Source organism: Bradyrhizobium sp. sGM-13 (assembly GCF_018398875.1).
In the GTDB taxonomy this organism is placed as follows: domain Bacteria; phylum Pseudomonadota; class Alphaproteobacteria; order Rhizobiales; family Xanthobacteraceae; genus Bradyrhizobium.
Genome location: NZ_JAGWDK010000071.1, coordinates 1 through 12,312, shown reverse-complemented (window position 1 = coordinate 12,312; position 12,312 = coordinate 1). Strand labels below are relative to the sequence as shown.

Annotated in this window: 8 protein-coding genes and 5 pseudogenes; 6 read left to right on the top strand and 7 right to left on the bottom strand. The window is 60.1% G+C overall.

The window, feature by feature from the left end; translation table 11 throughout:
* Positions 1 to 377: pseudogene (locus KJQ96_RS36820) on the top strand (histidine kinase); the annotation flags it as partial.
* A 363-nt stretch (positions 378 to 740) separates the two neighbouring features.
* Positions 741 to 976 (top strand): annotated as a pseudogene (locus tag KJQ96_RS36815) (SDR family oxidoreductase); the annotation flags it as partial.
* A gap of 87 nt (positions 977 to 1,063) precedes the next feature.
* On the opposite strand, the pseudogene KJQ96_RS36810 reads toward KJQ96_RS36815, so the two are convergent.
* From KJQ96_RS36810 to KJQ96_RS36800, 3 genes and pseudogenes are all read right to left on the bottom strand, one after another.
* Positions 1,064 to 1,546: pseudogene (locus tag KJQ96_RS36810) on the bottom strand (ferritin-like domain-containing protein).
* Positions 1,547 to 2,073: 527 nt separating this feature from the next.
* A complete protein-coding gene (locus tag KJQ96_RS36805; RefSeq protein ID WP_213290979.1) occupies positions 2,074 to 2,250 on the bottom strand; it encodes a DUF3606 domain-containing protein in 177 nt (58 codons plus the stop codon).
* Between the two features lie 255 nt (positions 2,251 to 2,505).
* Positions 2,506 to 3,778 (bottom strand): annotated as a pseudogene (locus KJQ96_RS36800) (DUF892 family protein).
* Positions 3,779 to 4,951: 1,173 nt separating this feature from the next.
* Between KJQ96_RS36800 and KJQ96_RS36795 the strand changes: the two are divergent.
* Genes KJQ96_RS36795 through KJQ96_RS36785 form a run of 3 tightly spaced genes read left to right on the top strand, consistent with a single transcriptional unit; the run spans position 4,952 to position 6,305 of the window.
* Complete coding sequence (locus KJQ96_RS36795; RefSeq protein WP_249734989.1) at positions 4,952 to 5,500, top strand: diguanylate cyclase; 549 nt, start codon at positions 4,952 to 4,954, stop codon at positions 5,498 to 5,500.
* A gap of 12 nt (positions 5,501 to 5,512) precedes the next feature.
* The gene (locus KJQ96_RS36790; RefSeq protein ID WP_213290978.1) at positions 5,513 to 5,713 is read left to right on the top strand and encodes a hypothetical protein; all 201 of its coding nucleotides are present in this window, start codon (positions 5,513 to 5,515) and stop codon (positions 5,711 to 5,713) included.
* On the top strand, positions 5,691 to 6,305 hold the full coding sequence (locus KJQ96_RS36785; RefSeq protein ID WP_213290977.1) for a hypothetical protein: 615 nt from the start codon (positions 5,691 to 5,693) through the stop codon (positions 6,303 to 6,305). The genes KJQ96_RS36790 and KJQ96_RS36785 overlap by 23 nt, the downstream gene beginning before the upstream one ends.
* A 755-nt stretch (positions 6,306 to 7,060) precedes the next feature.
* On the opposite strand, the gene KJQ96_RS36780 is transcribed toward KJQ96_RS36785, so the two are convergent.
* From KJQ96_RS36780 to KJQ96_RS36775, 4 genes and pseudogenes are all read right to left on the bottom strand, one after another.
* Complete coding sequence (locus tag KJQ96_RS36780) at positions 7,061 to 10,201, bottom strand: AAA family ATPase (protein ID WP_249734987.1); 3,141 nt, start codon at positions 10,199 to 10,201, stop codon at positions 7,061 to 7,063.
* A 102-nt stretch (positions 10,202 to 10,303) separates the two neighbouring features.
* Positions 10,304 to 10,429: pseudogene (locus tag KJQ96_RS42425) on the bottom strand (zinc ribbon domain-containing protein); the annotation flags it as partial.
* A 66-nt stretch (positions 10,430 to 10,495) separates the two neighbouring features.
* Positions 10,496 to 10,621 (bottom strand): hypothetical protein, encoded by a 126-nt coding sequence (locus KJQ96_RS41595; protein WP_256441732.1) that lies wholly within the window; start codon positions 10,619 to 10,621, stop codon positions 10,496 to 10,498.
* 378 nt (positions 10,622 to 10,999) lie between these two features.
* Positions 11,000 to 11,263, bottom strand: coding sequence for a hypothetical protein (locus KJQ96_RS36775; protein ID WP_213290975.1), 264 nt, complete (start codon positions 11,261 to 11,263; stop codon positions 11,000 to 11,002).
* A gap of 487 nt (positions 11,264 to 11,750) precedes the next feature.
* On the opposite strand from KJQ96_RS36775, the gene KJQ96_RS41590 reads away from it, so the two are divergent.
* Entirely contained in the window at positions 11,751 to 11,876 is a 126-nt protein-coding gene (locus tag KJQ96_RS41590) for a hypothetical protein (protein WP_256441731.1), read from the top strand.
* Positions 11,877 to 12,312: the final 436 nt, after the last annotated feature.

The following is a 12,312-nucleotide window of genomic DNA, read 5'->3' as shown; positions in this document are numbered from 1 at the left end:
ACGGCGGCACCGACAAAAGCGGGGCGCGTGTCGCGATCAGTGGACCCGACATTCCGATCACGGGCGATGGGGTGACTGGCTTTGCGCTGCTATTGCACGAGTTTGCAACCAATGCCGCAAAGTACGGGGCACTTTCGACCCAAAGTGGCTCCATCAATATCGCGTGCTCCGAAAACAGTGACCAATTTACGGTAACCTGGACGGAACGCGGAGGACCACCGGTCGGTCGTCAAGCAGAGGTAGAGGGCTTTGGTACGCTACTCGCCCGTGCGACGGTGCAGAGCCAATTCGGGGGCGTGATCGCGTGGGATTGGAACCCAGCGGGCCTGACAATAGACCTTTCTTTTCCAAAGGACCGCGTCGTAACGCATCCTTAGCGCTCAGATTTTGGTGAAATCAAGTTGTACTAGAAATCACCGGACGGCCTAGCAAAATCAATCTCGCGCGGCCGTGGTGATCCTGTCCTTGGCACCAAATCTCAACATCTGAGGAAGGCACCGTTGGTCGGTCTCGCGCGCAGCGGGCATATGGAATACACGGCCGCTTTGCACCACAACCGCCCGCATGCTGTAGGTCGCCTTCATGGCACTTTGCGGACCTGACGTTCGCGTAAGGCCAAGTCTTTCGGAGGGGGCAAGCGGAAATCGCTCAGGACTGTGCCGAGGTCCGAATCGGATGTGAGGCGATCGCGCCGCTGTGGGAGCGACCTGCCGCGGGCGCCATGATGCTGACGCAAGGCGCTGGCGCAGATGCTGGCCGAGAAGGTATTCGCGCTAATGCGCTCGCCCCGGGGCCGATATGGACGCCGCTCCTTCCCTCGACCTTGCCTGATGAATCTGTAAAGAATTTCGGCAAGCAGGTCCCGATGAAGCGCCCCGGTCAGCCCGTCGAGTTGGCCACGGCTTATGTCACGCTGGCCGATCAGCTTTCGAGCTATTTATCCGGTGCGACGATCGCCGTTACCGGCGGAAAGCCCTTTAAAAGCCGTCCTCACAGGCTAGGCGCTGCCAAGACCCCGTTCTCGCTGGAGCCTGATTCTCGAGTCTTGGTAGCCGGTATTGGATCAGGCGGCGTGCGACGCCTTGGCGTTGACACCCTTTCGAAGCGCAGATGGTATTGAGCTTCGTGTTGGCCGCCTTTTCCTCGTTGAGGTTGGTGGTCAGCAAGCGCACCACTTCGGTCATGACCGAGCTTCTCGGCCCAGGCAATCAGCGTGACGTAGCGGCAGATCTCGAAATGTTCGACGGCTTGCGCACTGGCAACGATCGCGGCATCAAGCACGGCCTTGTCTGCCACTTCGCCGGTCACCTCATCGGCTTCCTTGATCAGACCATCGATGGCCGGGCACTGGATACCGCTCGGCTGCTTCTCGAGCTTCAAAAGCACCTTGTCCAGCCGCTCGATCTGCTTGTTGGTCTCCTCCAGTCTTCAGACCCGCCGCGAGACCGCGGTTGGTCGCCTTGTCGATCATCTTCGGCAATGCCTTCGTGATCTGCTGCTCTGCGTAATAAATATCTTGCAAGCTGTGCAGGAATAGGTCGTCCATTGTATATCCCTGGCATCCTCCTGATTTAGATGCTCGTTAAAACACTGCTGCCGCGGTTGTTGTTCCCAAAGCGGCATCATCGCTCCTCCGCCAGCCCACTGGCCGCCGGAACGAATTCGAACATGCTATGACTTGGCGGACCCGGGCTCGGGCATTCGACGATGCTGATACGGCAAAACGCCGGCTGGCGTCACAGGTCGCTGCGCCTCCAGTCGGAGCTTACGGGACGGCGGGTGTAGTTCTGCGTTCAACGATCGCGAGTTGCCAATGGGCGTCAGCGGCACTAGTTCTACCGAACAGTAGGCGCTCATCACCGCGCAGGTGCAATGCTGGTGCCGAGCTCGCCGAAATATACCCGCGCCCACACCCGCACATTAGCATCGTCATCACGTCCGGCACAACCGTGAAGCCTGTACCGGTCGATACGACGTTCTTACAAAAGCGCTTCAGTCCGGTCGGTTGCTCGGTTCGCTTGAAAAGCGTGCGGGCCTCGCTCCAAAAATCGCGAGCATACCGCACGCCTTCAGTCACCCCGCCAATTCCTTGCGGACAGCGGCAGCTGAATTTCCGACCTTGTCGACGGTTTTCTGTAGTTCTTCCTTCGAGACCTTCAGGTGCTTTGTCCAATAATGCACCTCATGGTGCACGCTCATATTGATTTTGCTGCGGTCCGGCTTGCCCCTCTTGGTCAGACTATCCGTCATCAGGCTTTCCTTGTTATCGGCCGTCTTGAAACCCGGTCCGGCCCGCGCAAATAGCGAAATCCCTCAACCACGAGCGCTTTTCATCAGCATCCATACCGGCCAAAACGGTGACGGTAGCACCGTTCCCAATTAAGCGCACAGCGATGCACGCTCGTAGTGGACGCTCCGTTTGAACGGCGACGCTGCGCGCTGCTCATCGCGCTCAGTATCCGTTGCGCTGGCAACGGATACCGGGAGATACTTTGCAATGCGCAGTTACTCAGCCTGCTCGGTCGCAGCAGGCATCTTTGCCACCGACATCAGCGAGCGGGCTACCTGATTGAGGAGCTGGTCGGCGTTTTCTTCCTCGGCCAGCGACTTCGATAACAAGGCGACAACTGCGCTGTTGCGCAATTGCTGAGCCAGGCTCTTCGCCGTCGTATAGCTCGCCATCTCGTAATGTTCCACGCGTTGCGCGGCACCGATCAGCGCAAGGTCCGCACCGGCGTCCTCCTTCTCCTCGCCCTCGGCCATGATCTCCTGACCTTCCTCGACGAGACCCATCATGCCCTTGCACGGCTTGGCGCGGGGAGTCTTGCCAAGCAGTTCGAAGCACTCATTGATGCGCTCGACCTGGTTTTCGGTCTCGACCAGATGCTGCTCGAAAAGCTCGCGGAGCTGATCGAAGCGCGCCGCCTGCGCCATCTTCGGCAATGCCTTGGTAAGCTGTTTCTCCGCATGCAGAATGTCACGGAGTTCTTCGATCAGCAGTTCGTTCAGGCCGGTCTCGTCGACCGGCGCCGTGCTTTCCGTGACAATTCCAGTGGCCGCGCCAGGTTCGCCGGCCTGAATGGCAGGAGATTCCATGAAGACCCAGCCGTCACCCTCGTTCCAGGGGCCACGGGTATCGATTTCGCCGTGTTCTCCGGTTCCGGTGGAATCGTTGAAGAACTGATCAACCAGTCCTGGCGTCGGCGCGACGCGGCCGATGCTAAGCGCCGGCTTGTTCATGCTTTCGAGCGCAAGCGAGAACGCTTTCATGTGGGTGATTTCCCGGGTCATCAGGAACTGGAGGGCGTCCTTGGTGCCTGCGTCGTCGCAGAAGTTGATCAGGCGTTCATAGACGATCTTTGCTCGCGCCTCGGCGGCGATGTTGCTCCGGAGGTCGACGTCGAGCTCGCCGGTTATTTTGAGGTAATCGGCCGTCCAGGGATTGCCTTGCGAATTGAACAGGTTGATGCCGCCTCCGCCGGCGATTGCGATCAGCGGATCGGCTTCGGCGGCCTGACGATCGAACTTGGAAGGCTTGAGATGCATGCGCGCCAGACAGCCGACTACTTCGAGGTGGCTCAACTCCTCGGTGCCGGATGTCCATTAGCAGGTCCTTGCGGTCCGGATCCTCGCAATTGAGCCCCTGTATCGAATACTGCATTGCAGCCGCCAGTTCGCCATTAGCGCCGCCGAATTGTTCGAGCAGCATGTTGCCAAAGCGCGGATCGGGCTCGTCAACGCGAACAGTGAACATCAGCTTCTTGACGTGGTGATACATAGGAGGCCTCGACGGTTGGGATGATGATAGCCGAACGGCAGCGCCGTCGGTTAGTTCCTAAATTCGCTCGCGGCGGGGCCGCTGACGCGGATGCCAGGAACGCAGCTCAAAGGCGAGCATTGACGTTCGCCAAGGCAATTCGCTTGGCCACCAAGGGGAAGGCCTATGAAGCAAGTCTACCTCGCTGCCATTTCTGACGTGGCGTTCTCAGGCCTTGCGGGATTCGCAAGTACAGGGGCCGGAACTGGCGCCGGCAGTGGTTTTCGTCCGACCATCACGGCTTCTCGCCAACACTGGGACGCGAGCACCAAAATGGCCTGGAAAATCAGACAATGACGCCGCGCGAGCGCAAAGATATGCCTTGGCTCATCATGGCCTTTGCCGTCGTCCTCTTTGTGATAGTCGCGGCAGCCGTCTTGCGCTGAGTCTGATCGCAGAGAGACGTCGGGACCACACATTGACGCGTCTTGTACGGAGGTTTCCGACCTCGGGCACAAAGTATCGTCGTGATACGAGGGCGCGCCCGCGGCGAGACCGGCGGCCAAGCTCGCAAATGCCCCGACCATCGATTTCTTGGATAGGTCAACTCCAGCCCGGTGTCAGACGCTTTGGGGTTGCTCCGTAATCCACGACTGGCGCAATTGCCGACATCGCAGCGGCGTCGCGCAATAGTTCGATTGATGACCGAGGCGGATGAGACGCCAACCGTGCCTCAAAAGCCAGCGCCCAGAACAGGGCTGATGCGTGGTGAGTAGTGAGGCCTGTCCCCGTGTGCCCAGATCGATCTTATCGAAACTGCCTGCACTTTCACCTTGGAGGCAGTGACTAGTGGAATTCGCAGGTTGCACGGCGCGCTTCCCTTTCGCTTTCGCCAAGGCGGCAAGCGCGGCCGTTGAAACGATACTGGCTATGGTGCCCGTCACGAGGGCCCAACCCAACAATGGCCAGGGTTTATTCATCCGGGCCCTCGTCCGTTAGCAATACCCGCTACGTCCGAGCTGATATGCACAGCGATCACTCCCTTGGTTTGTCTCAGCCTCGAAGTCGGTCACGCAGCGACGAAGGTAAGCCTCCGAAGCCGGCTTGCTTCCAGCGCCTCGCAGCAAGTTCCGAAAGAGGAACCTTTGTCAGGACGCCGATTTATCCGCCAGGGATTGCACTAGGAGATTTGACATGGGGGCGGACGAAGTCCTGAGGGGAATGTTGATGTATTTCGTGCTGCCGCTTTGGCCGGCCGCCGGGTTTGCCGATTATCTCTGTCATCGCGCCGGCCACATCGAGAAAACGAGCGGCTGGCAGGAGTCTGTTCTGCATCTCGCCCAGTTTGCCGAGATGGCCGTTCCGGTACTTGCCGCGCTTTTCCTTGAAATTACCTCGGGCGTGATTCTGGCGATGATGGTGTTCCTGGTTCTTCACGAAGCCACTGCCATCTGGGATGTCCGCTACGCATCGGCCATGCGCGAGGTTTCGCCGACCGAGCAGCACATTCATAGCGTTCTCGAAATGCTTCCCTTGACGGGTTTGCTGCTCGTCATTGCGCTTCACTGGCCGGCATTCGCGGCATTGTTCGGTGTTGGCACGCCGGACTTTGCACTCAGGCTGAAACAGGTGCCGCTACCTCTATCTTATATTTTCACGATGCTGGCGCTGACCGCGCTCTTCGAGGTCCTGCCGTACCTGGAGGAGCTGATCCGCGGCTTGCGTTACCGGGAACGGCGGTGAAGGACTAGTCCGATGCGCATCCTGATCATCAGCGGCCCGGGCCTTATTGGATCGGCGATCCAAGCCCGGCTTTCAGCCGAGGGGCATGACTGCGTATCGGTGTCGCGCCATCCAACGGGAACGCCGGAAGCGCATCACGTTGCACTCGACGTTGCACAGGCGGGCGACGCTTCCAGCTGGAAGCCCGTTCTTGCAGGAGCTGCCGTCATTTAATGCGGCGGGTGCGCTGCAGGAACAGGACCTGCGGGGCGTCCATATTGTCGGCAGCGCCGCGCTTTACGCCGCTGGCGAAAGTGAGGGCGTCCGCCGTGTGATCCTCTTCTCGGCAATCGGCACCAATCGCGAAGCACCGATCGACTTTTCGCGTACCAAGCAGGAGGGCAAAGCCGCTTTGATGTCACGCGACCTCGATTGGGTCGTGCTGCGGCCTTCCGTCGTGGTTGGCAGCGCGGCCTATGGCGGCAGCGCCCTGTTGCGGGGACTTGCGTCACTACCGGTTCTGCCGGTCATGCCTGCCACGGCACCGATTCAACCGGTGCATCTGGACGATGTCGTCGAAACCGTTGTCTTCCTTCTGAAGCCGGGCGCGCCCTCGCGTCTCGCACTGGATCTGGCCGGGGGCCGCGGCAGATGGCGTTCAGCGACGCCGTCGCCCTGTTTCGCCGTTTGCGTACTCTTTCTTCATGACAGCTCAACGCCGGACACCCCTCGTGGATCCGCTTCGCGTCCGAGTCGCGCTTCCGCAAGCTGGCCGATCAACGTCAAAGCGGCTGCATCTGTCAAGCAAGATGACCGCACGCAATGATCCGATGCATGGCCTCGCCGACTATTCCGCGACACTTCCCTAGGCGAGGACAATTGTCGACCACAATTCCCCTTCAGGAAGCAAAGGTCGCTCACGGTCAAGCGCTCCTCATCAGTTTCGCCTTCTGCAACCAAGCCCTCAAGGTAAGTCTCGAGTTCGGGAAGCTTCCGCTCAAAGTCACCGACGATCCCCATGAGGTCGCAGGTTTTCTTGATGCGCTCGATCGGTTTGTCGAAAACGCTTATCTGCGGATCCGATCGCCGTGGTCAAGGACGCCTCCATTTCCATGCCAAGAGATCACAATGTCCCGGACAGCAGAACAACTCTCGGCATTTCACGGCCTGCGTGCATAACCACTCATTCCGCGAGTTGAGTCCTCAGCACACGGCGCAATTCGGCTTGCCCGAGGAACTACTCCTCCGTCCCGAAACATCAGCCAGCAGAGGACTGCAGGGCGTTTAGTTCGGGCTGATCACGTGGGTTGCCTTTAGACTTTCTTTGATCTCTCGGTGCACGCGTCGTGCACACGCTGCCTTCCAACTAGTTGAAAAGATTGATCTCTCGTTCCAATCCATCATGGGCCAATTTAGGCTAGCTCCAGCCAGTTAGAGGCAGGACGACAAGGGGTGTCCGCTTTGCAGCCAAACTCGGAAGTCGTCCTCCGCAAGCAGGGTCCGCTCCTCCGCAAAAAGTGGACATCGCCCAGTGTGCTTCAAGGCAGTCAGAATCTGGGCCGGCAATGATTACACGGACTTCTACGCACTTAATTCGTCGAGTAAGGCCTCCGCTTTCTTCAAGTCGGGTGTGTCGAAGCCCTCGGTGAACCAACCGTAGACCTGCGCGAGGAGACTGCGTGCTTCATCGCGCTTGTCCTGGTCGCGCCAGAGGCGGGCGAGGCTGATGGCGGACCGGAGTTCCCAGAGCTTCGCCTCCTGCTGGCGTGCGATCGCGATGGCGTGGCGAAAGTCGGCCTCCGCCTCCGCCTCAGCGTCTTGGCGAATTGTCCGCAACAGCTGGCCTCGGCGACATCGCAGTTCGGCCTCGAACCACCGCACGCCCGATTTCTCGGTTAAAGACAAAGCCTCAGATAGCCGGCCGAGCCCGTCTTCGGGCGTTCCCGTCTTCACGTGCGCCGTGGCAAGCTGCGCGAGGTAGAACGGAAGGGTCCACGCCGCGCCGGACGCTTGGAATCCCTTGATCCCGAGCCGCAGCAGATCCATCCCGGCCTCCGATTCGCCGGCATCGACCAGGGTCCAGCCGCGATACGCCGTACCCATCGCGAGAAAGAAGGCAAAGCCCTGCTCGGTGGTAAGCGCAATCAGCTCATCCGCGAGCAGGCGCACGGTCCGTGGATCATCGAGTACGAAATGCAGCCGGCAGGCGACGCTTAACGCGAATGCGAGGCTGATGGGGTGCGACAGCTCGCGCGCCTCTGCCAGGGCTTCCCTGCTCCGCGCCCGGGCTTGATCGACGAAGCCCAAAAGCCCGAGCGTCAGCGACAGGAAGGAGAGCATCGCCACCCGACCGTTCTCGGCGAACAGAACCGTCAGAGACCGATGCTGCGTGGGATCGTAAAGTGCAAGCCCCTGCTCAAGATGCGCGCGCGCCAAGCGCAACTCTCCGCGATGCAGCCAGCTATCGCCAACCGCCCGATGACCGGCCACTAGCGCGGCCCTGTCGTTTTGTCGTCCGGCCAACTCGAGCAGTTCTTCGGCGGCGCGATGCGATAGCTTCGTCTCGGCGCGCACGTGGTGATGAACGAATTCGCCCCACAACGCCTTGAGCAGACTCGGCGTGTCGTTCAGCAACTCGCAGAGACGACGCGCCCGCGCGTAGGACTTTCCGGTCTCTTCGGCCGCATGGCCCTTCGCGGCGATCAGCGCGCCGCCTATTGCGAGTTGAAGTTGGAGCTCGGTACGCTGGCTCTCGGCAGCGTTTGGTAGATGGGACAGCAGATTGAGCGCCTTCCGCATCTGTCTGATCGCTTCTGCGGTGGCTGAGCGCGCCTTGGAGCGTTCGCCGGCCTCCTGCCAATAGGAAACCGCCTTCTCGATCAGACCGGCATTTTCGAAATGGTGCGCGAGGATCTCGGGCTGCGCTTCGGCCGCTGTTGCGAGCTTCCCCTCCAGTGCGCCAGCGATACGGGCGTGCAAATCACGACGCTGGCCGCGCAGCAGCGTGCTGTATGCCGCGTCCTGCACCAATGCGTGTTTAAAGAGGAAATTGGCCTCGGGTGGTTCACTGCTCCGAAACACCAACCCGGTACCTATCAGCCGCTCTAGCGCCGATCGGAGCTCGCTCTCGCTCCGGCGCGCGGCGGCGGCAAGCAGATCGTAGGAGAACTCCCGGCCGATGGCCGAGCCGAGTTGCGCGACCTCCTTGGCGATCGGGCCAATACGGTCAAGCCTCGCCATTAGCGAAGCGTACAAGGTGGGCGGGACCGCGAGCCCGGGGAGCGGCGCAGCGGAGACGGCGCGCTCGACCCCGGCAGCACCCGCTTCGAGCACAGCCTTGGTCAGTTCCTCGACGAACAGCGGCACACCGTCCGTTCGCTCAGCGATTTCAGTGACGAGCTCGGGCGGCAGTCCCCGGTCGCCAGTCATGCTCCGGATCAGCGCGGCGCCCGCCGTATGATCAAGACGGTTCAGAACCAACGTGCTGACATGCGACTTTCCGGTCCATCCGGACTGAAACTCGGGGCGGAAGGTGATCAGTGACAGCACCGGCAGTGCCGTCTCCCGATCGATGGTCCGGTCCAGCAACTCGCGCGAGCTCGGATCGATCCATTGCGCGTCCTCGAAGACCATCATGATTGGGTGTCGCCGGGCCAGACCCTCAAGCTGCCGAAATAGGGCATCGAAGGTCTTCTCTTTCTTTCGCTGTGGCGTAAGGGCAATCGGCGGAAATCGCTTGCCGGTCGGGATCGATAGCAGCTCGGCGAGGATTGCGATGTCCTCGTCGGGCGGCAATGCCGGGGATAGCACCGCTTGCAGTTTGTCGAGCCGGTGCTCCGGCGTGTCGTCACGCTCGAAATCGACGGTGCGCTGCAGCTGAGCAATGAAGGGATACAGCGCGCTGTCCTGATGATGCGGCGAGCAGAAATACCGCAAGCGCGTGTGCGGCTCGCCCGCAATGCGCTCCTGGAGCGCCGCGACGAGGCGCGATTTGCCAATCCCCGGCTCCCCCACCAGCAACACTACCTGGCCAATGCCCGTCCTGGCACGCTGCCATTGCTGCACCAGCACTTCGAGCTCCTCCTCGCGCCCAACCAACGGCGTGAGCGTTGCCGCGTGGAATGCCTCGAAGCGGCTTTCCGCCTTTCCCTCGCGCAGCACCCGCCAGGCGCGCACCGGGGTGGCAAAGCCCTTCAGCGCTACCGCGCCGAGATCCTCGTAATCAAAGAGCCCGCCGATGAGCCGCCGCGTGTCCTCGGCGATTACCACCCCGTCGGGCTCGGCGAGCGCTTGCAGTCGGGCGGCCAGGTTCGGCGTTTCGCCAAGCACGGCCTGCGGCTCGGCGGCCTCACTGCCGATGAGGTCCCCCACGATAACGAGTCCGGTCGCGAGCCCAAGGCGAACCCGCAGCTCGAGATCCGCTCGGGCGCCCGGCGCGTGCCGGGCCGCGGCAATCTCAAGCGCGGCGCGCACCGCGCTCTCGGGATCGTCCTCGCGCGCTGATGGATGCCCGAACAGGATCAACATACCATCGCCGATGTAGCGGCTGATGGTGCCACCGTACTTGCGGACGATGGCCGCCACGCTATCGCGGTATTCGGCGATGATCTCTCGTAGATCTTCGGGGTCGAGTTTTGTCGCAAGCGCAGTCGAGCCGACGAGGTCGCAGAACATCACTGTGAGTTGACGGCGCTCGGCGTACGAACTTGGGGCGGATGACAAGGTAGGGGGCTCCGTGACCCGCACCACAGTGGACCTCGACGCTTGAGCCGCTGCCGATACTCGCGCGGCTCCCGTCGGCATGAGGGCTGCGCCGCAGTCGCCGCAGAACCATTTACCCGACGGATTGTCGGCTCCGCACGCAGGGCAGCGCAAGAATAGCGGCGCGCCGCAGTCGCCGCAGACCTTGTTACCCTCTCGGTTGACTCTGCCGCAGCTCGGGCAATCCATGTCGCACCCGACCTAATTGCTGATCTACATGTGCCCTCATCGGTTTCCCCCTCTAAGAGCGAACCATCAGAGTGCGACATTGCTCTTTGGTTCCGGCAATTCCGGGCGAATGCAAATGGGAAGCTTCCTCGCCATTGCATTTGCCATTTCGAATGCAGCTGCGACTCGTGCGATCAAGAACAGTTTGTTCATGGCAAGCTCCCTAGAAAACAGGGATATACGCACCACGACTTTCCGCAATAGTCTTAGTCCAATCCGCTCGCACCAAATGTGCACCGTTTCACATCTTGCGATTATTGTCCCCTTCTAGCCGCCTTAGGCTTCAACTTGCGATAGTGCCCGCCGACCAACGTGCCGTCATGCGTTGCCTTGGCGACGATCTCACCGGTCTCGTTCACGATGTTTCTCATAGCCCTGTAGGATCGACTTCTGCCATTCAGCCATCAACTCGCGGCTTTCATGTCTGTTCCTACGGCCGCGATAGTGCGCAGCGGGTCATGCCTTGTACCGAGCGGCTGCGCATTGCAAAGCACGTCATGCGCCCATGGCAGAGGGCTATAAGCTCGTCCATCACCAACGTCCCGACCAATCCAACTTGCCGCGCTTATTGATCCGGTCGAAGTCATCGCCGCGGAGCTGATCGCCTCCTCCTATTGGGACGATCTGGAGGCTTGATGGCGCGCGGTCAAACAATGCGTGGGCCGATGAGCCGATTTTGATTTCTGCAACGCACTGGAGGATCTGGCGCGCGTCAATAGGTTGGTAAGTTAGCAATCTATATTTGCGGATGAACCGCATTATTTGCGGATGAACCGCATCCAGCGTCGTGCTCATGGCCAGCGATTACAGCGCTACGGCGCCGGACACGCAATCCACGAGCGCTAGGGACGATTTCGGCTCCGTGGCACTTCCACTTGGTCAAGCCAGCCAGCCGCCGCCGGGAAAGTTGCAAGATAAGTTGGAACCGTGGAAACGGAAAAGCGTCGAGTCACGTCAGACTTACCACCACCTTTGAGGGTGAAATGGCCCTGCATTTCAGCCGCGTTGGTCCTGCAACAGAGGAGTTAGAGATATGGAGCGCGAGCGAACGCGGCTTTTCGTTCGTAATCAGTAACGAGAGTAGAGAGGGGCCTGGACTTCACGGCAAGCCCGGCTTTGTAGCTTCTTGGCGCCCTATCCATATTAACAAGCCTGCGATCAGGGTGGGCGGGTCACCCTTCAAGACGTTCGCCGAAGCCGAGACGGCCTGTGAGGCCATGTTGGCGCACCTGACCAGATAGCTTCGGCTTTGGCGCAGCCGACGCAAGCTGAAGAGAGACCAATGACAGTTTTCGTTAACACGAGCAAGCAGATCGGAGACAAAGACCATGTCAAGTTATTCGCAAATGTGGATGCCGCGGAAAAGTGGTTCGAGGTGAATGATCCTGAAGGCGTCGCGCTCGAGTGAGGTATTAGAATAGTCGTTAATCCGCGCGCCTCTGCCGTGCGCACTTGCTGGTGGTAAATCGCGAGCGCACAATAGGGCTCGGTGTTGCACTTTGGTAACCCATTATTTTGCTCGCAAGCGATAAGTTCATCGCTTTGGGAGAGAGGCATATGGACGTGTATTTGAACACCAAACGTGATCTGCTCGTTGTGAAGACGGGATATCCAATGCCGCCCGCTGCGGCGCAGGGAAAATGGCGTAAAAGCAAAAAGAGGGTCACAAAAGTCAGCGACGAGATCAGCTCCGCGCTCCAGAGGCAGGGCTACTACATGCGAAAGCTAAGGGACCTGCATAGTAATAGAGATTAGCGAAAGAACGACTTCGCGGCAGCCTTCGATGTGCAACCTCTTGTCTGATTGCGGTTGCTGGCACAAGGGTTCAGCTCGTTACCGACAGC

Coding starts and splice junctions, on each gene's coding strand:
- KJQ96_RS36805 (WP_213290979.1), bottom strand. CDS start 2,250: ATGACGGATAGTCTGACCAAGAGGGGCAAGCCGGACCGCAGCAAAATC.
- KJQ96_RS36795 (WP_249734989.1), top strand. CDS start 4,952: ATGGGGGCGGACGAAGTCCTGAGGGGAATGTTGATGTATTTCGTGCTG.
- KJQ96_RS36790 (WP_213290978.1), top strand. CDS start 5,513: ATGCGCATCCTGATCATCAGCGGCCCGGGCCTTATTGGATCGGCGATC.
- KJQ96_RS41595 (WP_256441732.1), bottom strand. CDS start 10,621: ATGAACAAACTGTTCTTGATCGCACGAGTCGCAGCTGCATTCGAAATG.
- KJQ96_RS36775 (WP_213290975.1), bottom strand. CDS start 11,263: ATGAGCACGACGCTGGATGCGGTTCATCCGCAAATAATGCGGTTCATC.
- KJQ96_RS41590 (WP_256441731.1), top strand. CDS start 11,751: ATGACAGTTTTCGTTAACACGAGCAAGCAGATCGGAGACAAAGACCAT.